We start from the raw sequence: 22,466 nt of genomic DNA, 5'->3' as shown, positions 1-22,466 counted from the left end.
CGTCTGTTTCAGGCCAGCACAGCGTCCACGGTCTTCTTCAGCGCCGAGGGCTGCGCGGGCGAGGTCGGCGCCTTCTTCCTGAGCTCCTGCATCCGCGCCCCGATCTCCTGAAGCTGCTTGCGTCCCAATTTCTCGCGCACCTTGGGAAACCACTCGTTCTCTTCCTCGTCGATGTGGTGGTCGACGTTCTCGATCAGCACGGTGGTCTTGGCGGTGAAGTGCTCGTCGTCGGGCTTCATCATCGCCAGCTCGGTGACCAGCACGTCGGCGACGTGATGCTCCTCGTAGGACTCCAGGATGTCGTCCTCCAGCTCCGGAAGGAGTTTGCGCACCTCGGGATACATGCACTCGTTCTCCAGATACGTGTGCACGGTGAGCGCCTCGATGATCTTCTGCACCACCTTGCCCTTGGTCGCCGTGGCGTCCTCGCCCGCCTTCTCGAACTCACGGAACAGTTTCCGGATCGCCTTGTGGTCGTCGCGCAGCAGCACGATCGCGTCGGTCGTCATCGCTTTCTCCTTGCGTCAAGGGCCGGTTCTCTGCCGAGATTCCCGGCGCCGCCGCGCCGAAACGGGGTGGCTGCCGTCCGGCCGGACCCGCGCCGGGCCGTATGGTGAGCTGCAGACAGCGCAGAAAGGACGCAGATGCCGCAGGCGGACGAGAACGCACACGAGCTGGCCGAAAGGGCACAGCAGTCGGAGATCACCGTGGCGGTTGCCGAATCGCTCACCTCGGGCCGGCTTTCCGCCACGCTGGGCGCGGCGCCGAACTCGTCGGAGTGGTTCCGCGGCGGTCTCGTGGCCTACAGCACGGAGGTCAAGCGCACGGTCCTGGGTGTGCCCGACGTGCCGGTGGTGTCCCAGACCGCGGCCGAAGCGATGGCCACCGGAGTCCGCACCTTGCTCGAAGCGGTTGTCGCCGTGGCAGTCACCGGCGCAGGCGGCCCGGACCCGCAGGACGGTCAGCCGCCGGGCTCGGTGTGGTTCGCGATCGCCACCGAGCACGGCGTGCGCGCGTGGCACCGTCAGTTCGACGGCGAGCCGGTGGACGTGGTCGAGCAAACCGTCGCCTGCGCGACCGCCTCGCTGCTCGACACCGTCCGCTCGCTGGGCGCCGACGGTTCCTCGGCATGACCCGCGGTCACGACGAACGGCGATGCTTGCGGTGGCTGGTGTCACAGAACGGATAGTTCTTCGAGCGCTTGCACAGGCACAGCGCCACCATGAATCGGTCGGAGCGAACCGTCCGGCCGTCCGCGGTGACGAACTCCACCGGTCCCTCGATCAAGGCGGGGCCGTCGGCGGTGAGCGTCACTCGCCGCCACTGCTCATTGTCGGATGCGGTCGGCACGGATCACCACCAGATCTTCCATACGCTCACCGGGCTCGATCAGCCCGGCCGCTTCCAGCCAGTCCGCGCGCCGCCGCAGCACGGGCCCGAACGGCACGGTCGCCCGTGCCACGATCGAGGCCTTGAGATCTCGTTCGCGCAGCTGAGCCAAGGTCGAATCGGGATCGCTCAGCGCCGAATGCACGATCAACGCGACCCCCCGCGGTTTCAGCAGAGCGGGCAGCGCCGCGCACAACTGGTCGAGGATCGCCCTGCCTCCCGCCCCGGCATCCCAGGCACGGGCGATGCCGCGGCTGTCGGTGCCCTCGGGCGCGGGGACATAGGGCGGGTTGGCCAGCACCAGATCGAAACTTCGACCGCCAAGCACCGCGCCGAAATCACCGCGCAGCACCTCCGCGTCGATGCCGCGCAACCGGCAGTTCAACCAGGCGGACACCACGGCGGACCGGGACACGTCCACCGCCGTGACCCGCGCGGCTCCCGTGTACGCGGCGGCGACGGCCAAGGCGCCCGTCCCGGTACACACGTCCAGCGCGTGTCCACCGCGCGGAACGCCCGCCTCGGCAAGGGCACGGACGAGCAGCCAGGTGTCCAGCTGTGGCGGATAGACGCCGGGTGGTCGAATCAACATCACATTCGGCGGATAGCCCGCCGAGCGCGGCTTAATCGTCCGTGCCGCCCGTCCCACTCCCGCCGTCACGCAACGAACTGCGACCCGCGTGCCAGGACCCCAGCACATGATCAGCGAATCGGTCCTCCAGTAGGTTCGTCACCTGGATGCCGAACGCCACCGACTCGGTCAGCTCGGGTTCCCGACGAAGCAGGTCGCCGATCACTTCCGTGCGCATGATCTGCTCGTGCACCGCGTCGGCTTCGACATGCTCGCGGTAGAACAGCACGCACGCCGGGTCGGCGTCCAAGCGCTCCAGCGCCTGCACCAAGCGTTGAGCGCCGGGTGGGGAGGTGATCTCCACCGTGGCGAAATGGCCTACCAGCGCGCCCCGCCACACCCGATGCAGCCCGAACAGCGACATCATGTTCACCAGCGCGAGCATCGGCGCGGGCACCACGTCCAGATAATGCAGATAGTCCGGATTCAGGCCGGCGCCCGCCAGCAGGTCGGCGTACAGCTGGGCGTGCACGCGTTCGCCACGCCCACCCCCGAACTCGTCGAACTCGACCGCCACCAGCGACGCCTTGGCTTGCCCGCGCAGCCGGGGAATCACCCATGCGTACGGGTCGGCCTCTTTGTGATGATAGATCGAACGGTGCACGAAGTACTCGCGCATCTGCCACCATTCGCCCTCGTCGCGCAGCAAACGGCTCACTCCGTCCGGGTCTGCCGGCGTAACCAGCAACTGGTCGAGTTCGGCGTCGAGATCCCCGCCGCCGGGCACGTCCTCGCGCAGCGCCAGCAAGAACCGCTGCTCCATCGCGGCGCGCAGACCCAGCAGGCCCGGGTCCCATTCCCATCCCGCGTCGACCGCCGTGAAACCGTGGTAGTGCAACTCGTAGCAGGTGTGCAGGGCCAGGTGCAGATCTTCGCCGTACGGGTCCACCGGACCCGGCTCCGGCACCGAGCCACCCGGTTCGCCGCGCAGTAGCTCCACCACCGCTTCCGAGAGCTCGCCGCGCGGGCGGGGCAATTCTTGCTTCAAGGCGCCTGTCATGACCGTCATACCGGTCGCTTACCCCGGTCGGGCGCCGTTATCGCGGGATCGTGCGGAAAGTGCGCCCCGTGGCCGCCCGCGCCGCCGACGCGACGCGGGGACCTCAGGCTACCGATCGAGGCTCACTTTCCGAATTACCCGTTCGCCTTCTTGTACGCCTCGACGACCTCGGCGGAGATCCGTCCACGCGCCGACACATCGATGCCGTTCTTGCGCGCCCATTCCCGAATCACCGTGGCCTGTTCCCGATCGGTCGCCGACCGCAGGACACCGCCGCGACCACGGCGCGCGCGCCCCACCTTGCGAGCATACGGAACCCATTGCTCGAAGAATCCGCGTAACTGACCGGCATTGTCCGTCGACAAGTCCATCTCGTAGGCCACGCCGTCCACGGCGAAAGACACTGTTTCCTCGGCCTGAGACTTGCCGTCGTAGTCATCGACCAGTGTCACGACGACCTTGCGTGCCATAGAGATAATCCCTTCACGGTTACCGAGCGCGTGCAGTCGAAAAACAATCGTAGCCAGTAGATAACAGATCGATTCCGCCCCTGGAACGGCGGGGTCCCCTTCTGCGGCACGGGATGCGGCGCAGCCGGCGACGACCGTCGAGCCTCCACATATTGCCCGCGCACCCCGCCCGGCCGCAAACGGCCTCCTTTTCACCGGGTCGTCATGCTCCCGCGAGGTCGCCTGATATCGCCGGTCCACCGTGTGGCTACGAGGAATTCGGCGCCCGGGCCGGACTCGGTGCAGTCGATCGACCGGCAGAACGACGCGTAACGCGCCGCCGACAGCGTGGAGGGGTAATTCCGTATCGGAATGCTCCGCGATCGCACCGATCCGTGCCGTGATATCCGCGGGACGATTTCCCGGAACCGGCCTCGCCCGGTGGGGAGATGCCCGAAGCGGATGCCGCGCGTCGTCATCGAACGCGCGCCGCCCGCTCACCGCCGATTCAGGAGCGGGGAGGCCCGAATTCGATCGCGCTGACGCGAAAGAACCGTCACCGGCCGCCTCGGCGAGACCCCTTCGCGTAGCTCCGCGAACCGGCCGGTAGCGGTCAGTCGGCGGTCTTCTGCCACACCGAGACGTGCCCGCGACTTTCGCCCGTGAACGGTTCACGCGTCCATCCGTCCCATCGCTCGACCAACCGGAGGCCGGCCGGCTGGGCCATCAGGCTCAACTCGGCGGGCCACACATAGGCGCGCCAGATCCGCTGATGCCGCTCCTTTTTCGCGCGACCGACACCGGCATCGCGCTCGGATGACTCCCACCGGTGAGAAGGGAACGATTCGGTCCGCGCCTAGTCTGGACGGCGCCCGGTCGAGCCGGAATACTGGCCTGCGCCGGTTTCGCAGGAGCCGATGACGCCGGGTGTGGCGCAGCCGGTCGGCTCATCGTTCGGACGAAAGGACCATCTCCCGATTCTGCGGACAGGCAGTCGGCCCGTTGAGAACGGCGGGGGGCCGAGTACCGTTCCGAACTCTGTCGAGCGAGCAGGATGTCCGCGGGAGGCGGCCCCCTGCAACGAACCAGAAATCGGCCGATTCGTGGAATCCGGCCGGACGAGCCCAGTGCACGAGCGGAAGTCGATAGTATGCGTGTGGCCTTGTTGCCCGCAGGTACCAGGGGCGATCATCAACCGTATCTCGCGTTGGCGCACGAATTCCGTGCCCGCGGGCACGATGTGGAAATCACCGCGACCCGCAATCAAGCGCACATCGTGCGCAAGGCGGGCTTCGAGCCTCGGGTGATTCCCTTCGACGCCGCGGAACTGCTCGAGACGACCGCGGCCAAGCAGGCCCTGGCCTCCGGAAAGACGCTGCCGTTCATCCGCATCATGCTCGACACGGTGCGGATCATCGAGGGTGAGCGTGGTGTGGCGATGCACGAGGTGCTCGCGGGAACCTGCGCGTCCGCGGATGTCGTCGTCGCGTGCGCGTCGACACTGCCCTGGGCGATGGATTTCCGTGAGAAGACCGGTACGCCGGTGATCGGCTGCCTGCCCTACCCGCTCGAACGCACCGATGAGTTCCCGTCGTCGTTCATGGCGAAGAACATGACCTCGTCCCGGGCTCTGTCGCGGGCGACCTACAGCCTTTTCGAATTGTCCTATACGTTCCTGTATCGCAAGGTCGACCGTCAATTGCGCCGTCAGATGGGCTTGGCGGGCAGGCCCCGCAATCCTTTCCGGCGGCTGCGTGCCGAACGGATACCGCTCGTCCACATGGTGAGCCCCGTGCTGTTGCCGAAGCCGCACGATTGGCCGGAACGCGCGACGATCGTGGGCGCCTCTATTCTGCCGTCGCGGCTGCGGGACGCCTGGGGCGAAGCGGTCGTCGACCCCGAACTGGACGCGTGGCTCGACGAAGGGCCGCCACCGATCTATTTCTGCATGACCGGGATGCCGGTGCTCGATCCGGTGGAATGCCGCGAGATGATCGCGACGGTGTGCGCGCGCTTGGGGGCGCGGGCGCTGGTCACCGTGAAAGGCGAGGGATTCCCGAAAGGATTCAGCGCCGACCGCAACCTGCTCATCATCGATTCGTTCGATTACGACCGCGTTCTGCCACGCTGTGTCGCGGTGGTGCACCACGGCGGCAGCGGAAATACCCACGACGTGGTGCGGGCGGGGATTCCGGCCGTGGTGATCCCGGTGCACAGCGATCAATTCTTCTACGGCTGGCGGATCGCCGCGCTCGGTATCGGAGCGACATTCCCGTACCGCACGATCACTCCCGATCGTCTGCACCAGGCGTTGGCACAGGCGCTCACGCCGCAGGTGCGGCAGCGAGCGGCCGAGATCGGCCGCACGGTCGCGCAGGAGAACGGCGTGTTCGCGGCGGTCGACGCCGTCGAGAAACTGGCCGTCGCGACCCCCCGACCATGAGATGCCGGTCGGCCGCCGCGGGCGAATCGCGGCGTCGTCCGATGCGCGCACGACAACCGTGACAGTCGAGTTCCGAAGGTTGTACCGCATGACCGAATACCGTTCGTTCGTCGATGTCCTGCTCTCCCGCGGCGAGAACCGCGGCGCTACCACGGCTTACCGCTTCCTGCGCACCGGTGACGCCGACGGCGCCATCGACGAGATCACCTACGCCGCCGTGTCGGCCCGGGCGCGGGCCATCGCCGCCGCGTTGCAGGACGGCGGCATCCGCCGGGCTCTGCTGCTGTATCCGTCCGGATTGGATTTCATCGCGGGCTTCTTCGGCTGCCTGGCCGCGAACGTCGTCGCCGTGCCCGCGCCGCTGCCGCAGCTGGACGCCCGGTCGCTGCGGCGGTTGCGGCACATGGTCACCGATGCCGAGGTCGACGCGGTGCTCACCACCGGGCAGGTCCGCGCCGACGCGACCGCCGCGGTCGGGCAACTTCCCGAACTGGGCGCGCTGACCTGGCTGGCGACCGACGAGATCCACGACGACGCGGCGGCCGGGTGGCGACAGCCCGCCGTCGGCCCGGACTCGGTCGCCTTCCTGCAATACACTTCGGGTTCGACCAGCGCACCGCGCGGCGTCGTGGTCACCCACGCGAACCTGCTGCACAACGAGCGCGCCATCGCCGCGGCGCTGGGCCATACGCCGGAGCTGTTGGCATCGCTCACCGACGCGCTGTTCGTCAGCTGGCTGCCGATGTATCACGATATGGGGCTCATCGCGCCGGTGTTGCAGACGATGTTCGTCGGTGCGAACGCGGTGCTGATGTCTCCCCAGCATTTTCTGCAGCGCCCCGAGCGCTGGCCGCAGGCGGTGTCCGCGTTCGGTGCGCACACCAGCGGCGGTCCCAACTTCGGCTACGAGCTGTGCCTGCGCCGGATGACCTCCGAGCAGATCGATCGGCTCGACCTCCGGAGCTGGAAGGTGGCGTTCAACGGCTCGGAGACGGTGCGTCCGGCCACTGTGCGCCGGTTCGCCGACACTTTCGCCCGCGCCGGATTCCGGGCCGAATCGTTCCAGCCGGTCTACGGCTTGGCCGAGGCGACGCTCATCGTCAGCGCCGCCGAACTCGGCGCGCGGCCGACGGTGATCCTGCCGCCCGGCCGCTCCGAACTGGTCGGTGTGGGACGCCCGGCCGAAGGGCTGTCGATCGTCATCGTCGACCCCGAGCGCCACACGGAGTGCGCCGACGGCATCGAAGGCGAGATCTGGGTGTCCGGATCCAGTGTCGCCGCCGGTTATTTCGGCAACGAAGCGGCCACCGCCGAGACCTTCCACGCCCGGCTCGGTGACGACGATCGCGCCTTCCTGCGTACCGGGGATCTGGGTTTCCTCTCCGGCGGTGAGCTGTTCGTCACCGGCCGGTGCAAGGATCTGCTGATCATCGACGGCAAGAACCACTACCCGCAGGATCTGGAGCTGACGGCCGAGACCGCGCACGACGCCGTCCGCCCCGGCTGTATCGCGGCGTTCTCCGTGGACGAGGGCATCGACGGGGAACTGCCCGTCGTGGTCGCGGAGGTGCGTACCGAGGATCCGGCCGAACTCGCCGACGCGGAGGACGCGATCCGCGCGGCGATCGGCGCCGAGCACGGCCTCACGCTGCGATCGGTGGTCTTGCTCCGGCCCGGCGCCATCCTCAAGACCAGCAGCGGCAAGGTACAGCGGCAAGCTTGTCGCGCGGCCTATCTCGACGACGCGTTCTCCCCGGTGCTGCCCGTCCGCGGCGAGTTCGACGATCTCGGCGCCCCGGCGGCCGCACCATCCGGTGCGGCGATGACCGCCGAAGCCATGCAGAGCTGGCTGGTGGAGATCATCGCCCGGCTGGCGTATCTCGACCCGGCGCGGATCGACGTGCACCGGCCGCTCGTCGAATTCGGGCTCGGCTCCGCCGATCTCGTCGAACTCGTCGTGGAGTTGTCCGATCGCGTCGGGCGGAACTTGGATACCAACCTGTTCTTCGAGCACCCCACCATCGCGCAAGTGGTGGCGGCGCTGCACCATGCCCCCGCCGGGACCGCGCCCCTCCCGGACCCGGAGCGCAGTGAAACCGAACCCGGCGCCGCGCCCGTCCTGGACCGCGCGCTCACCGGAACCGAGGCCACGCCGGTCCCGCACCAGCGCACCGACGATGCCATCGCGATCATCGCGATGGCCTGTCGTTTCCCCGGCGGCGCCGACGATCCGGAATCGCTGTGGCGCTTGCTGGACGAGGGACGCGACGGCCTGTCCGAGGTGCCGCCCGGACGCTGGAGCATCGACGGGCTCTACGACCCGGACCCGGCCGCGGAGGGCAAGGCGTACACCTTCCGCGGCGGATACCTCACCCAGGTGGACGAGTTCGACGCCGCGTTCTTCGGCATCGGCCCGCGTGAGGCGGCGGTAATGGACCCGCAGCAGCGGCTCATGCTGGAACTGAGCTGGGAAGCGATCGAACGGTCCGGCCGCGACCCCAGGCAGTTGCAGGGCAGCTCGACCGGGGTGTATTTCGGGGTGTACAGCACCGGCTACCTCGCCGACCCGGCTCCGCAGCAGTTGAACGGACAGGTCGGCACCGGGCTCTCGCCGGCCGTGGCGTCCGGGCGGATCGCGTACACGCTCGGCTTCCACGGACCCGCCGTCACCCTCGACACGGCGTGCTCCTCGTCGATCGTGGCCATGCACCTGGCCGCGCAGGCGTTGCGTGCGGGCGAGTGCGATCTCGCCTTGGCCGGCGGCACGACACTGCTGATGAGCGCGACCGCGCACGTGGAGCTGTGCAAACTCGGTGTGCTGTCGCCGTCGGGACGGTGCGCGCCGTTCTCGGCGGGCGCGGACGGCACGGTGTGGGGCGAGGGCGCGGGCTTGGTGCTGCTGAAGCGGCTCGACGACGCCCGGCGTGACGGCGACCGGGTGCTCGCGGTGTTCCGCGGCTCCGCGGTCAACCAGGACGGCCGCAGCCAAGGGATCAGCGCTCCGAACGGTTTCGCGCAGGAGCAGGTCATCAAGGCGGCTTTGCGCTCGGCCGGGCTGACGCCCGCGGACGTGGACTACGTCGAAGCGCACGGCACCGGCACCGCCCTCGGCGATCCGATCGAAGCACGCGCCTTGGCGCGTGTCTTCGGTCCCGGCCGCGAGCCCGGGCGCCCGCTCGGCGTGGGCTCGCTCAAATCCAATGTCGGCCATACTCAGGCCGCGGCCGGAATCGGCGGTGTCATCAAACTGGTTCTCGGGCTACAGCACGAGCGGATACCGGGGATGGCCCACGACGGGCCGCCGACCTCGCACATCGACTGGACCGGCAGCGGATTGACCGTGCAGACCGATCCGACACCATGGCCCCGGAGCGACCGGCCACGCCGCGCTGGGATCAGCGCGTTCGGGCTCAGCGGAACCAACGCCCACCTGATCCTCGAGGAAGCACCGGCCTCCGACGACACGTCCGACTCGTTCGACGACGCTCCGGCCGACCGCAGGATCGCGCTGCTCCCGATCTCGGCTCGCAACCGGGCATCGCTGCACGGTCAGGCGCACCGCCTGCTCGATCACGTCACCGGTGACCCCGCGCTGGAGCCCGCACCGGTGTCGCGCTCGCTGGCGGTGCAGCGCACACCGTTCGAATGGCGCGCCGTGGTCGTCGCGGGCACACGCGACGAAATGCTGTCCGGCCTGGGCGATCTGGTCGAGCAGCGGGCAGCACCCGATGTCGTGGTCGCCACCGACGCGGTGCTCACCGCGGGCAAGACGGCGTTCGTCTTCCCCGGGCAGGGCGTGCAGTGGGTGGGGATGGCGCGGGACATGCTGGCCCGGTCCGAGGTGTTCCGCGCCGAGTTCGCCCGCTGCGACGAAGCGTTCCGGCACCGGACCGGATGGTCGCTGGCGACCGGCCTGTTCGGCCTCACCGCGGCGCAACTCGGCGACTTCACCCTCGTGCAACCGCTGCTGTTCGCCACGATGGCGGCGCTCGCGGCCACCTGGCGGGACGCGGGCGTCACACCGGATGCCGTGATCGGGCACAGCCAAGGCGAGATCGCCGCGGCCTACGTCGCGGGCGCGCTGAGCCTCGACGACGCCGCCCGCGTGGTCGTGGCACGCAGTCGCCTGATGGCGGGCATCGCCGAGGAAGGCGCGATGGCGATGGTCGGTTTGCCCGCGCAGCAGCTCGCGCCGCGCTTGGCATCCCACGAAGCGGTGGCGGTCGCGGCGATCAATGTGCCCGGCTCGACGATCGTGGCCGGAGCCCGGCACGCGGTCGAGACACTGGTGGGTGCGCTGCAGGACGAACAGGTCGAGGTGCGGGTGCTGGCCGCCGGACCGGCGCTGGCGGGGCATTCCGCTCTGCTGGAACCGATCCGGCAGCAACTGCTGGACGAACTCGCCGGGTTGAGCGCCGCCGCACCGGCTGTCGCGTGGTACTCCACCGTGCTCGGCGAGCAGATCGCGGACGAGTCCGCCGACGGCGGCTATTGGTACCGCAACGCGCGCGAGCCGGTCCGGTTCGCGAGCACGATCGAGCGCATGATCGGCGACGGGTTCCGGTATTTCGTCGAACTCGGCGTGCATCCACTGCTGACCACGGCGGTGCGTGCGGTCGCGCAGGACACCGGCCACGAGGTCGTGGCGGTCGGTTCGCTGGTGCGCGACGAGGACGGGCCGCGCAGCCTGGCCCGCGCCCAAGCCGCACTCTGGGTGGCAGGCCGCGACCTCGACTGGTCGCGTCTGGTGCCCGCGCGCGGCAGCGTCGAGTTGCCGACCTATGCCTTCGATCGGCGGCGGTTCTGGACCGAATCGGTGTCCGAGGACGCCGCGGCGCTGGGGTTGCAGGCCGCGGGCCATCCCTTCGTCGGCGCGGTCGTCCCGCACGCCGATTCCGGCGGCGTGACGCTGACCGGCCGGATCTCTCTGCGCACCCATCCGTGGCTGGCCGAGCACGCCGCGCCCGCCGCGGTCGTGCTGCCCGGTACCGGTCTGGTCGAACTCGCGATCCGCGCCGGTGACGAGGTGGCCGCCGGGAATGTGCGCGAGCTGGTGCTGCACGCCCCGCTGGTGATTCCGGCGGATGCCGCGGTGCAACTCCAAGTGGTGGTCGCCGACGCCGACGACGCCGGGAGCCGCCCGGTCTCGATCCACTCCCGCCTCGAGCGGGATCTCGACACCTCGTGGACGTTGCACGCCCGCGGGGTGCTGGCGGCGGCGCACGAGGCCGACACCGGCGGCGACACCGCGCAGTGGCCACCGGCGGGTGCGACGGCCGTCGACGTGGAGGACATGTACACGCGGCTGTCCGATCGGGGGCACCGGTACGGGCCGCTGTTCCGGTCGGTGCGCGCGGCGTGGCGGCGCGACGCGGAGGTTTTCGCCGAGGTGGCGCTTCCGGAGTCCGCCCACGGTGACGCCGCGCGCTTCGAGATCCATCCCGCGTTGCTCGACTCCGCACTCCACGCGGCGCTGCTGCTCGGCGCGGACGAAAATGGTTCGGCGCTGCTGCCGTTCGCCTGGACGGGGGTGAGTTTGCACGCCTCCGGTGCGACGGCATTGCGGGTCCGTATCTCCCGCGACGGTTCCGACGGGGTACGTGTCCGGGCGAACGATCACACCGGCCGCCCGGTCGTGTCGGTGCGGTCGCTGGTTCTGCGGCCCGCACCCGCGGCGCAGGTGCTCGACGGGTCGCTGTCCGCCGCGCATCGCACATTGTTCCGGCCGGAGTGGTCGGCCCTTCCGGCACCGACGGCGGTCCGGCCGGTCGCCGCCGTGCCCTGGTCGCGGCTCGGCCCGGACGATACGGCGCCGGACGCGGTGCTCATCGACGTCGCCGAGGGTGACTCGATCGACGCGGTGCACGCCGCGGTGCAGCGGACACTGGCCGCCTTGCAGGCGGCACTCGACGACCCGCGCCTGGCGGCGGCGACCGTCGTCGTGCACACCCGCCGGGCGATGGCGCTACCCGGCGAGGACGTTCCGAACACCGCGGGAGCGGCGGTGTGGGGCTTGGCGCGAGCGGCGCAGTCGGAGAACCCGGATCGCATCGTGCTGGTCGACAGCGACGACACCGAACTCGATATCGCGACCGTCCTGGCCTCCGGTGCGGCACAGGTTCTCGTGCGCGACGGCGCCCTGTCCGCGCCGCGGCTCGCGCGACCGCCCATGCCCGATGACGCACCGGGGAGCCCGGAGTTCGGCGACGGGTACGTGCTCGTCACCGGGGCGCCGGGACGGCTCGGTTCGCTGCTGGCCCGGCATCTGGTGCGGGCCCACGGGGTCGGAAAGCTGCTGCTGGTCAGTCGCCGGGGCGCCGACGGTCCCGGTGCGGACGATTTGCGCACCGAACTCACCGGACTCGGTGCGGACGTGGTCTTCGCTCGCTGCGACGTGGCCGATCGCGCCGCGCTGGCCGAGGTGCTGCGCGGACGCACGCTCAGCGGCGTCGTCCACGCCGCGATGGTGCTCGACGACGGCACGCTGGGCTCGCTGACTCCCGACCGGCTCGCGGCGGTGCTGCGGCCGAAGGTCGACGCGGCGCATCACCTGCACGAGCTGACCGCGGGCATGGACCTGTCGTGTTTCGTGCTGTTCTCGTCCGTGGCAGGTGTCCTCGGCAACCCCGGTCAAGCGAACTACGCCGCCGCCAACGCCTACCTCGATGCCCTCGCCACCCACCGCGTCGCCCGAGGGCGCACCGCTCAGTCGCTGGCGTGGGGTCCGTGGAGCTTGGACATGCACGAGGTGATGGCGGCGGCGGACATTCGTCGCATGGAACGCTCCGGCGTGCGCGCGCTCGACGCGCAGAACGGCCTGGCCGCGTTCGACGCGGCGCTACGGCGGAGCGACCCGGTGCTGGCGCCGATGCGGATCGATGCCGACGCGATGCGCCGCGCTCCGCAGGTTCCGTTGTTGCTGCGCGAGCTGATCCGCCCGCCGGCGCGCCGCACGGCCGTCCACCACGACGCCGCCGACCCGTCGGTGCGGTCGCGGTTCGCCGAGCGGCTGCGCGGATTGCCGCCCGGCGAGGCGACCGCGATCGCGGTGGACGTGGTGGCGGGCCGGGCCGCCGACGTGCTGGGTCATGCCGGCGCGGACGCCATCGCGCCGGACCGGTCGTTGCAGGGACTGGGCATGGATTCGCTGATGGCGGTGGAACTGCGCAACCGGTTGCGCGACGACACCGGCATCCTGGTCCCGCTCAGCGAGATCTTCGCCAGCCAGAGCGCAGCCGCCCTGGCCGAATACCTCGTCGCCGAGGCAGCGCGCACGGATGCCGCCGCATTTGCCGTGCGCCCGACCGAGCAGGACGTCCCGGAGGTCGTCACCCTGCCCGTCACCCGAGACCTGATGCGGCTGCTGCGCACCGCCCGGCAAGGCATTCCGAGTGTCGCCCAGACCGGCGGTTTGGCCCTGCGCCTGCCCCGGGCGGTCGACCACGCCGAAGCGGAAGCGATGCTCGCCCGTCTCGCCGGACGCCACGCCGCGCTGCGCACGGTGATCGTGCCGAGCGACGAGCACGGCACCCGACTGCAGGTGCGGTCGCGGCCGGGCGGGACGCTGCTGCGCTCCTCGGCGGTCGACCGGCTCGACCACGCCGTGGCGCGCACAAGGTTCCGTGAGCTGATGCGCGAACCGTTCGACCTGGCGGAGGGACCGCTGTGGCGGTTCGAACTGCTGACCTCCGATTCCGGCGAGCAGGCGCTGATCTTCGGCGCGCACCACGGCATGTGCGATGTCCAATCGATGATGCTGGTCGCCGGCGAGATCGACGCCGAACTGTCCGGCGCGGTATACCCGGACGATTTGTCCAACAGGGACATTCACGATCTGCTCGCCGCGCAGGCTCCGCAGGCCGAGCCCGACGCCGAATGGCGCCGCGCGTTCGCCGGTTGCCGCCGCCTCGATCTCACCCTCGCCCGGCCCCGGCCCGCGCAGCGCAGTCACCGGGCCGGCGAGGTGCTGCTGGAACTGCCCGCGGGACTGCAGGACCGCGTGGCGCGGCGGGCCCGGGAACTGGGCATCACGCCGGCGGCGCTGTTCCTCGGCACGCTGACCGTGCTGCTGGCCCGGCAGCAGGACACCGATCGTTTCGCGCTCGCCGTCCCGGTGGACACCCGCATCCACGCCGACGCGCCGACGGCCGTCGGCTATTTCGGTGTGCCGGTGCCCTATCCGGCGACCGTCGAGCCCGGCGAGTCGATCGACGACCTGCTTCGCCGGACCGGCGACCGGCTGCGGCGGCTGCTGGTGCCCGGAGCGGGCTTCTCCGATGTGCTCGCCACGCTCGCCGCGGAGGGCCTGTATCGGGACAACGCGCCGCTGGTCGAGGTGTACTTCAACTATCTGCGGGCCAATTCCGCCGTCCGCCACGCGGACCTGGTTCCGATGGGGACCGGTTATTCCGATCTCGACCTCATGGTGGCCGTGCTGGCCGACGCGGATCGCGTCTGGTTCACCTACAACGCCGACATCATCGACGACGCGACCTGCACCCGTCTCGGACAGGACTACCTGACGCTGCTCGGCGAGGTGGTCGAACACGACGGGCTGCCGGTGCGCCCGCCGTCTCGCGCTCTGCGCGCGGACGCACCGCGAGGCGTCGCGTTCGGGGCCACGTTCGCACTGGGCAAGCTGCCGGATCTGTTCAGCGCGGCGGCGCACGCCCACGGCGCGGACGGCTCGACCGTGCTCGAGGCGCCCTACCACCATGTCTTGGCCGGACTGCGCGACCCGTCCGGGGTCTTCGCCCAACCGTCGACCGCTCTGGGCATCGTGCTGCTGCGCGCGGCGGACCTGGAGCGATTCGGCCCGCTCACCGACGATTCGCTCACCGAACTGGCCGCGCAGTACCCCGCCGCCGTCCGGGAAGCGGCCGAGCGTTCCCGGGTGCCGATCATCGTCGGCTTGCTTCCCGCGCCCGACCTCGACGAGCGGCTGCTGCGGTGGGAGCGACAGACCGCGGCACAGCTGCGGGAGATCCCCGGCGTCGCGGTCCTCACCGAATCCGACTGGACCCGCGACCACCGGGTGGCGCAGCGCTTCGACGAGCAGACCGACGCGCTGGCGCACCTGCCGTTCACCGAGGAGTTCCAGGCGGCGGTAGCGCTGACACTCGCCGCCGTCGCACGCGTCGCGTTGCTGCCCGCCCCGAAAGTCGTCGCCGTGGACGGCGACGACACATTGTGGAGCGGCGTCGTGGGCGAAATCGGGCCCGCGGCGGTCACCTTCGACGCACCGCGGATCGCGCTGGCGCGGCGGCTGCGGCAATGGCGCGCCGCGGGCACCCTGCTGGTGCTGATCAGCAACAACGACGATGCTTCCGTCCACGCGGTCCTCGACCGCCCGGACAGTCCGCTGCGCGCCGCGGACTTCACCATCGTCTCCACCGGATGGGACAGCAAGGCCGATCGGCTCGAAGAGGCCGCGCGCACCTTACGTCTCGCGCTGGACGCCGTGGTCTATCTCGACGACAACCCGGTGGAGATCGCGAAGATGCGTTCCCGTCTGCCGGAAGTGCTCGCGGTGACCTGTCCGCCGATCGGCGAACTGGAGGCGTTCCTGACTCGGTTGTGGCCGGTGACTCCGGTGGCGGTGACCGCGGAGGACGCCGACCGTGCGGAGTTCTATCGGCGTGAGCGCGAGCGCGACCTGGCCCGGGAGCAACTGGACTTCGCGCAGTTCCTCGAGAGTTTGCAACTGGAGGTGATCGTCGAGCGGCTCTCCGCCCGGAGCCGGGAGCGCGCCGCTCAACTGGTCCGGCGGACCACCCAATTCGTCCTCGGCCCGAGCACCGAGCAGGACGTCGACCGGTGGCAGGAGGACGGCGAGGTGTGGACCGCGACGGCGCGGGACCGGTTCGGCGACTACGGAACGATCGCCGTGCTCGCGCTGCACGCGGAGGGCACCGCGCTGGGGGTGCGCGGATGGCATCTGAGCTGCCGCGCCCTGGGGCGTGGTGTCGAGGAGCGCCTGCTGAGCTGGCTGGCCGACCGCGCGGCCACGCTGGGTTGCGCGACGGTGCGCATGACCGTCCACCGCACCGAGCGCAACGTGCCTGCCCGCCGATTGGCCGCCGCGCTGGGCGGCGGCGCCACCGATACCGAGCGGCTCGAGGTCGAGGTGCCGCTGGATCGCCTGCGGACGTTCCGATCCTGGGCGCGATGACCATGGCCGACAAGGAGTTTCCTGTGCGCAGTCCAAACGGCGAGTACCCGCCGCGTGTGGAGCGAGCCGATCGGCGCGACCTCGCCGAGGCCATCGAACGTGGTGGCGGTCTGGACGTGTCGGCGTTGCTCGCGCGCGCGGGTGGCGAAGCGACCCCCGCGACGACGGCGATCGAACGTCCGGGCGAATGGGACCTGGAGTCGCTCACGGCGGCGGTCACGCAGGTGGCGAACCGATTCACCGCCGAGACCGTCGGGCCGGAGACGGATTTCTTCGACGGCGGCGCCACGTCCGTCGCGGCGGTGCGGTTCGCGGCGGCGCTCGCCAGGGAACTCGACGTGCACCTGGACCTGGACGATGTGTTCGCCGACGCGCGTCCGCGCAGGCTCGCGCAGCGCTGGCTGGGCACACGCCCGGACGGCGCGGTACCCGAGATGAAGGGACCGGCAAGCGATTCCGCGGACGACGAATTCGCACAGCTGATGTCCGATGTCGCCGGAGCCGACCGGCTGCCCTTGGTCGACCCGCCCGATCGGGTGGTTCCGCGCCGTGTGCTGCTCACCGGCGCCACCGGTTTCCTCGGCAGTCATCTGCTGCTGGATCTGTTGCGCGGCAGTGATGCTCACGTCATCTGTTTGGTCCGCGCGCAGGACGAGGCGGCCGGCCTCGACCGGCTGGCCGCCGCGCTCACGCGATTTCTGCTGCCGTGGTCACCGGAGGTGCGCAGGCGGGTGACGGTGCTGACCGGCGACCTGCGGGAGCCGAACCTCGGGCTGTCCGAGGAACGCTGGGCCGCGCTGGCCGACGAGGTCGACGCGATCGTCAACGTCGCAGCCGCGGTGGACTTTCTGCGCGGCTACCGGTCACTGCGGCGCGGCAACGTGCTCGGCCCGCTGACCCTGGCCCGGCTGGCGGCGACCGGCAGGCCGAAACCGCTGCACCACATCTCCTCGATCGCGGTGTTCAACGAACTCGGCATCGCCGCGATCGGCGAGGACGATCCGGTGGCGAACATCGGCAAGCTCGTGATCGGCTACGACCGGACGAAATGGGCGGCCGAGGCCGTCATGCGGCGGGCGCGCGAACACGGATTGGTGGTCACGGTGCTGCGACCCGGCGGAATCGGCGGACACCGCGAGACCGGCGCGCACAATCCCCGCGACCTCAACAGCGGCATCATCGCGGCGCTGTCGCGGTTCGGCACCGTGCCCGCGTTGCGCAATCTCCATGTCGCCCCGGTGGATTGGGTGAGCAAGGTCGCCGCGGCCATCATCTGCGCGCCGGCGGCGTGGGGCCACAACTACCATCTCACCGGCACGCCGACCACGCTGGAACAGATGCTCGGCGAGTCCGCGGCGCTCGGCATGGACATGCGGGTGCAGCACTGGGCCGCCTGGTGTGACGAGGTGGTGGACCGGATCCGCACCGAGCCGGTCCCGGAACTGGAATCGCTGGCGCAGGTGTTGCAGAGCCCGACCGCGCGCCACCCGCTGGAGACGATGGCCTCCGTCCCCGCCGCCACCGACGACCGGACCCGCGCCTTCCTGCGCGCGCACAATCTGCCCGAGCCGGTCCGCTACGGCGCCCGTTCGCAAAGCAAGACGCTGGAAATGCTCGCGGGCACCGGCGCGGCGCGGCTACCGCAGCCGCAGGACGCACCGTATCTGTGGTTCGCGGAAACCTTGGTGGGCACTCTCGGATCCGTCGAGGCGGCGGCCGACACCTCCTGCACCCTGAATCTGCGCCTGTCCATCGCGAGCACCCACCAACTCGTGGCGGGACGCACGGTGGACGTCGGTGGCGAACTGCGGTGCACACGCCTGCACGACGAACCACTCACCGTCTCCGGTGTGCTGTCGGTGCGCCCACACGACGGCATCCCGATCCGGCACGGACTCCAACATCCGCTGATGCACTACCGGCTGTCGCTGCGCGATGCCGAGGGCGGGACATGGTGGCTGTCCGGTTACAAATACGCCGAGGCGCGCCGCACCCTGATCCGGCAGGCGCGCACGCTGACGGTGGAACTCGGCCGCGAGGGCGAACCGGCGAGCCTCACCGGCGAGGTCGCCGTCCCACTGGACACCTACCTGCGCGATCAGATCGACGGCATCCAGGTGGATCCGCGATTGTCCGAGCGTCAGCGACGGACCGCGAAACTGTTGTGGCTGAGCTGGTTCGGATCCCAGCTCGGCAAGGGCTTGCTGGAACCGGCGCTGCGCGTGGGCACCGAACTGCTGGATCTGCGCCGGAACGCGAAGGAGTCGCGCTGATGCTCACCCCGATCCGGCCGGAGGCCGCGCCGCCGCTGGAGGAGATCCCCTTCCGTGCCGCCGACGGCCTCCAGCTGGGCTTGCGCCGCGTCGTCGTCGACGACGACGACAACCGGCCCGCGGTCCTGCTGGTACACGGCCACGGTGTGTCCTCGGAGATGTTCCTGGCACCCGAGATCCGCACGGTCGTCGACGCGCTGCTCGACGCGGGATACCAGCCGTGGCTACTGGACTGGCGCGGCAGCAGCCGCCTGCCCTACAACGCCTCCGGGCCGCGTTTCAGCTTCGACGACGTCGCGCTCTACGACCTTCCCGGAGCCGTCGAGGAGATCCGCCTGCGCATCGGGAACCGGCCGCTGTTCGTGGTCGCGCACTGCGTCGGCGCCCTGGCGCTGTCGATGAGCATGGCCGCGGGACTGATACCCGGATTGGCCGGTGTCGTCGCTCAGGGCGTCTTCCTCACCCCGAAGGTGAGCAACGCGGTGCGGATGCGCGTGCTCGTGGGCGGCGAACTGCTCGGTTCCCGCGTCCATCACCTCGAGTCCGACTTCCGCAGAGTCGGGCTGTGGTCACGGAAAACGCTGCTCTACGCGTTGCTCACCCGGAAAGGGGAATGCTCCGACCCCACCTGCCGGATGGTGCACGGCAGCTGGGGCATGGGTGCGGAGTTGTTCGTCCACGACCACCTCGATCCGCGCACCCACGACCGCTTGGCGGAACTGTTCGGGCCGATCCCGGTGCACGTGCTGCCCCAGCTGCGTCGGATGGAGCTGGCGCACGCGGTGCAACGCTGGAACGACAACGACGACCGCTACCGCGTGCTCCCGGAGAACGCCCTGGACCACGCCGACCGGATCGATTGCCCGGTCCTGCTGTTGTCGGGCAGCCGCAACGAGGTCTGGCTGGACTCCAACAAGCTGTGCCACGACGTGCTCACCGCCCGGCACCCGGGGCTGGACGTCCGTTACGTCGAGGTCCCGTCCTACGGCCACCTCGACACCTTCCTCGGTCGCGGCGCCGCACTGGACGTATACGGGCACATTCTCGAATTCCTCGACAGTTGCCGGCTTTCCGCGCCCGGACAGGGCACCGCGTGAGCGCAGACAACGGCTCGTTGCGCATCGCGATGTTCGCGGACTTCCATCCGGACACCCTCGGCGGGATCCAGACGTCGATGCGTGCGCAGCGCACCGCCTTGGAACGACTCGGGCATCACGTCACCGTGTTCACCATCCCCCCGCCGGAGCCCATGCCGCCGGATCCCGGGATCGTCGTGCTCGCGACCACGACCGGGTTGTCGGTGAACGGCTATCCGGTCGCCCTGCCGACCCGCAGGAACGCCCGCCTCATCGACGCGGTGTTCGCCGAGCGCGGTTTCGATGTCGTGCACGCGCAGACCACCTACGGGGCGGGCGTCGCCGGATTGCGCGCCGCGCGCCGCCACGGTATTCCGGTCGTGCAGTCCATGCACAGCCGCGACGACTCCTTCATCGAGCGCAATTCCCCGTTCCCCTATCTCGCCGCGCTCACCATGCGCGTTGTGCACGCTACGTTCGTCGAGCTGCGCGGGACGATGCCGCGCCTGGCGGAAAGCCGCACGGCGCGGCACGCGTGGCGACCGCTGGTCGCTCAGGCGCAGGCCGCGGACCACGTCGTCGTGCCCACTCGGCATTTCGCCCAGCGGTTGGCCGCGCACGGGGTGGACCGGCCGACGCACGTGGTGTCCAACGGAGTCGACGACGATCTGGTGCGCGCTCTTCCGGAGCGGCCCCGTGGCCGGGATCCGCTGCTGCGCGTGCTCTGGTGCGGCAGGTTCTCGGCGGAGAAGCGGCCGTTGGACGCCATCGCGGCGGTGCACCGGGCCGAGGGCTGCACCCTCGACATCTACGGCGCGGGAGCGCTGGAGGCGCGCTTGCGCTCGGCCGTCGACCGGCTCGGGCTGCACGAGCGAGTCCGGTTGCACGGCGAGGTGAGCCAGGCGGAGTGTTTGGCGGCCATGCGTGCCCACGACGTGCTGCTGTTCCCCTCCGCCGGGTGCGACACGCAGGGCATGGTTCTGCTCGAAGCGGTCGCGGTGGGCCTTCCCGTGCTGCACTGCGACCCCGACGTCACCGAAACCGTGCCCGAGGGTGGCGAATTCCGGGCCCGCGACGCCTCTACGGCCGCGCTCGCCGAGGCGCTGGCCTCGCTGGTGGATCAGCCGGGCCGGCTCGACGCCATGCGCGAGGTCTTGGCACGCCACGCCGGCCGGACGCTGCAGTCACGGTTCACCGAACGACTGGTCGCGGTGTACAACGAGGCGATCGCGGCCGCCGCGTCAGGCCGGTTGCCGTAGCGGCAGGCCCGCGGCCGCATAGATCGCATCGATGACGGTCATCGTCGCCACCGCGTCCTGCGCGGAGGTGAGGACCGGCTGTCCGTGCCGCACCGCCGCGAGGAAGGCGTCGAGCTGATAGGCGTAGGTGCTGCGGCGCGAGATCTTCTCCGTGCGCCTACCGCGCTCCGAACGCACCGACAGTCTGCGCGGCAGTTGCGGCGCCACCGGATTGAGCAACCGCAGTTCCCCGCGTTCGCCCACCACTCGCGCCCCGATGCGCAGCACATCCGACGACCACATCGAGCAGCGCACCCGCCCGGTGTGCCCGGAAGGGAAGCGCAGCTCGGCGCTCATCGCGCGGTCGATGTGCGGACCGCGCGTCTTCGCGGTCGCCGCGACGACCTCCGGGTTCTCGCCGCCGAACACCCTGGCCATGTGGACCGCGTAGCAGCCCGCGTCCATCAGCGCCCCGCCGGCGAGCGCGTAGTCGTAGCGGATATCGGAGAATCGCGGCAGCGGAAAGCACATCGCGGTGTCCACCCGCACCAGCTCGCCCAGTTCACCGGAGGCGATGATCTCCTCGGCCCGCCTGGTCATCGGATGGTAGCGGTAGTGGAACGCCTCCATGACCACTCGGTCCGACGTCGCGGCCGATGCGGCGACCTCCCTGGCCTCGGCGGCGTTGGCGGTGAACGGCTTCTCGCACAGCACATGCTTGCCCGCGGCGAGCGCCTCCTTCGTCCACCGGCCGTGCAGACCGTTCGGCAGCGGGTTGTAGACCGCGTCGATATCGGGCGCGGCGATCAGCGCGGCGTAGCTGTCGAAGACCTGCGCGATGCCGTGTGTGCGCGCGAACGCCCGAGCGCGCTCCGGTTCGCGAGCGGCCATCGCCGCGACCACCACATCCGCGTTCCCCCTGGCGGGTCGCACGATGGCGGCGGGCGCGATGCGGGCGGCGCCCAGGATGCCGATCCGAAGGGGCGGTCCGGGTTGCGTCATGGGCGCGACTGTAGCAATGGATCCGCTTGCGCCGCCGCGCGATCCGTCAAGCCTGCGGCGCGTCGCCGTATACCGTCAACCAGATCGCCCGGCCCAGCGCCTCCGCCAGCGCGTCGTCGCCGACCCCTGAGCCGGAGGAGAAGCTGACGGCGATCGCGCGTTCGACCATCGAGGTCAGCACGACGGCGGTGGCCTGCGGATCGATCGCCGGACTCACCCTGCCCGCGACACGGTCGGTCTCCAGCCGCGATCGCACCACCTCCACGAACGAGGCGACCCGCCCGCGCCAATACGCGCCGACGTCGCGGTCGTAGGCAGCCACCTCGCTCAGTGCCAGCAGCAGGGACCGGTGCTCGCGGAACCCCGCGATCATGGCTCGCACCGCCGTCACCACCCCGGCCTGCCGCCCGGTGTGGTCGGCGATCCACCAGCGTTCGGCGGCCTCGAACAGATCCGCCGTGGCCAATTCCGCCATGCGGATCAGCAGCTGGCTCTTGTCCGGGAAGTATCGGTAGAACGTCGACCTCGCCGACTGCGATGCGGCGGCGATCCGGTGGACGGCGATCTCGGTGTAGGGCGTGCCGTCGGCGAGCAGGTCCTCCACCGCGGCGAGGACGCGTCGCTCGAACTCAGCGCGCCGATCATCGACCGGTTTGCGCGCGTTTCTGGGGACTCGGGTCAGCGAGGGCATCCGGCTCCTCTCCGCGGCGCGGCGGCCGCCTACTCGGCTGTGCCGGTCGGGTGGTCCCCCTATTCTGCCGACACGGTACCGATATTGACATTCGGACGCCTAC

General features: G+C 70.3%; 13 protein-coding genes. 6 read left to right on the top strand and 7 right to left on the bottom strand.

What is annotated here, in order from left to right:
• Positions 1–8 precede the first annotated feature (8 nt).
• Positions 9–509, bottom strand: a complete 501-nt coding sequence (locus ACFU5M_RS25110) for a hemerythrin domain-containing protein (RefSeq protein WP_379053105.1) — start codon at positions 507–509, stop codon at positions 9–11.
• Positions 510–644: 135 nt separating this feature from the next.
• Here ACFU5M_RS25110 and ACFU5M_RS25105 point away from each other — a divergent pair, with 135 nt between their 5' ends.
• Entirely contained in the window at positions 645–1,133 is a 489-nt protein-coding gene (locus tag ACFU5M_RS25105) for a CinA family protein (RefSeq protein WP_379053104.1), read from the top strand.
• Positions 1,134–1,140: 7 nt separating this feature from the next.
• Here ACFU5M_RS25105 and ACFU5M_RS25100 read toward each other — a convergent pair whose 3' ends face one another.
• The 4 genes from ACFU5M_RS25100 to ACFU5M_RS25085 all read right to left on the bottom strand — a co-directional run bounded on the left by ACFU5M_RS25100 (position 1,141) and on the right by ACFU5M_RS25085 (position 3,490).
• Positions 1,141–1,350 carry a CDGSH iron-sulfur domain-containing protein gene (locus ACFU5M_RS25100; protein WP_379053103.1) on the bottom strand — a complete coding sequence of 70 codons (210 nt, stop codon included), beginning with the start codon at positions 1,348–1,350 and terminating at the stop codon, positions 1,141–1,143.
• On the bottom strand, positions 1,328–1,981 hold the full coding sequence (locus tag ACFU5M_RS25095) for a HemK2/MTQ2 family protein methyltransferase (protein ID WP_379053107.1): 654 nt from the start codon (positions 1,979–1,981) through the stop codon (positions 1,328–1,330). The genes ACFU5M_RS25100 and ACFU5M_RS25095 overlap by 23 nt, the downstream gene beginning before the upstream one ends.
• Before the next feature lie 31 nt (positions 1,982–2,012).
• Entirely contained in the window at positions 2,013–3,029 is a 1,017-nt protein-coding gene (locus ACFU5M_RS25090; RefSeq protein WP_379053102.1) for an iron-containing redox enzyme family protein, read from the bottom strand.
• 125 nt (positions 3,030–3,154) lie between these two features.
• Entirely contained in the window at positions 3,155–3,490 is a 336-nt protein-coding gene (locus ACFU5M_RS25085) for an Lsr2 family protein (RefSeq protein ID WP_063052995.1), read from the bottom strand.
• A 1,033-nt stretch (positions 3,491–4,523) separates the two neighbouring features.
• On the opposite strand from ACFU5M_RS25085, the gene ACFU5M_RS25080 reads away from it, so the two are divergent.
• The 5 genes from ACFU5M_RS25080 (at position 4,524) to ACFU5M_RS25060 (ending at position 20,691) form a co-directional block, all read left to right on the top strand.
• Positions 4,524–5,912: a glycosyltransferase gene (locus ACFU5M_RS25080; protein WP_379053101.1), complete on the top strand. Its 1,389-nt coding sequence runs from the start codon at positions 4,524–4,526 to the stop codon at positions 5,910–5,912.
• Positions 5,913–6,000: 88 nt separating this feature from the next.
• A complete protein-coding gene (locus tag ACFU5M_RS25075; RefSeq protein WP_379053099.1) occupies positions 6,001–16,083 on the top strand; it encodes an HAD-IIIC family phosphatase in 10,083 nt (3,360 codons plus the stop codon).
• A gap of 23 nt (positions 16,084–16,106) precedes the next feature.
• Positions 16,107–18,356, top strand: coding sequence for a thioester reductase domain-containing protein (locus ACFU5M_RS25070; RefSeq protein WP_379053098.1), 2,250 nt, complete (start codon positions 16,107–16,109; stop codon positions 18,354–18,356).
• Positions 18,356–19,453, top strand: coding sequence for an alpha/beta fold hydrolase (locus tag ACFU5M_RS25065; protein ID WP_379053097.1), 1,098 nt, complete (start codon positions 18,356–18,358; stop codon positions 19,451–19,453). The genes ACFU5M_RS25070 and ACFU5M_RS25065 overlap by 1 nt, the downstream gene beginning before the upstream one ends.
• The gene (locus ACFU5M_RS25060; protein ID WP_379053096.1) at positions 19,450–20,691 is read left to right on the top strand and encodes a glycosyltransferase; all 1,242 of its coding nucleotides are present in this window, start codon (positions 19,450–19,452) and stop codon (positions 20,689–20,691) included. The genes ACFU5M_RS25065 and ACFU5M_RS25060 overlap by 4 nt, the downstream gene beginning before the upstream one ends.
• Here the strand turns inward: ACFU5M_RS25060 and ACFU5M_RS25055 are convergent.
• Both ACFU5M_RS25055 and ACFU5M_RS25050 read right to left on the bottom strand, forming a co-directional pair.
• Positions 20,674–21,672, bottom strand: coding sequence for a Gfo/Idh/MocA family protein (locus tag ACFU5M_RS25055; protein ID WP_379053094.1), 999 nt, complete (start codon positions 21,670–21,672; stop codon positions 20,674–20,676). The two genes, ACFU5M_RS25060 and ACFU5M_RS25055, sit on opposite strands and share 18 nt — an antisense overlap.
• A 46-nt stretch (positions 21,673–21,718) precedes the next feature.
• On the bottom strand, positions 21,719–22,363 hold the full coding sequence (locus ACFU5M_RS25050) for a TetR/AcrR family transcriptional regulator (RefSeq protein ID WP_379053092.1): 645 nt from the start codon (positions 22,361–22,363) through the stop codon (positions 21,719–21,721).
• Positions 22,364–22,466: the final 103 nt, after the last annotated feature.

It is taken from the genome of Nocardia sp. NPDC057455 (assembly GCF_042802775.1).
Classification (GTDB): domain Bacteria; phylum Actinomycetota; class Actinomycetes; order Mycobacteriales; family Mycobacteriaceae; genus Nocardia.
The sequence above is the reverse complement of the archived record's forward strand: the minus strand, read 5'-3'. Positions and strand labels throughout refer to the sequence as shown.

What these genes read in the sequence shown, in the direction of transcription:
- ACFU5M_RS25055 (WP_379053094.1), bottom strand. Translation starts at nt 21,672, where the DNA reads ATGACGCAACCCGGACCGCCCCTTCGGATCGGCATCCTGGGCGCCGCC.
- ACFU5M_RS25090 (WP_379053102.1), bottom strand. Translation starts at nt 3,029, where the DNA reads ATGACGGTCATGACAGGCGCCTTGAAGCAAGAATTGCCCCGCCCGCGC.
- ACFU5M_RS25065 (WP_379053097.1), top strand. Translation starts at nt 18,356, where the DNA reads ATGCTCACCCCGATCCGGCCGGAGGCCGCGCCGCCGCTGGAGGAGATC.
- ACFU5M_RS25095 (WP_379053107.1), bottom strand. Translation starts at nt 1,981, where the DNA reads ATGTTGATTCGACCACCCGGCGTCTATCCGCCACAGCTGGACACCTGG.
- ACFU5M_RS25080 (WP_379053101.1), top strand. Translation starts at nt 4,524, where the DNA reads ATGTCCGCGGGAGGCGGCCCCCTGCAACGAACCAGAAATCGGCCGATT.
- ACFU5M_RS25110 (WP_379053105.1), bottom strand. Translation starts at nt 509, where the DNA reads ATGACGACCGACGCGATCGTGCTGCTGCGCGACGACCACAAGGCGATC.
- ACFU5M_RS25050 (WP_379053092.1), bottom strand. Translation starts at nt 22,363, where the DNA reads ATGCCCTCGCTGACCCGAGTCCCCAGAAACGCGCGCAAACCGGTCGAT.
- ACFU5M_RS25075 (WP_379053099.1), top strand. Translation starts at nt 6,001, where the DNA reads ATGACCGAATACCGTTCGTTCGTCGATGTCCTGCTCTCCCGCGGCGAG.
- ACFU5M_RS25105 (WP_379053104.1), top strand. Translation starts at nt 645, where the DNA reads ATGCCGCAGGCGGACGAGAACGCACACGAGCTGGCCGAAAGGGCACAG.
- ACFU5M_RS25085 (WP_063052995.1), bottom strand. Translation starts at nt 3,490, where the DNA reads ATGGCACGCAAGGTCGTCGTGACACTGGTCGATGACTACGACGGCAAG.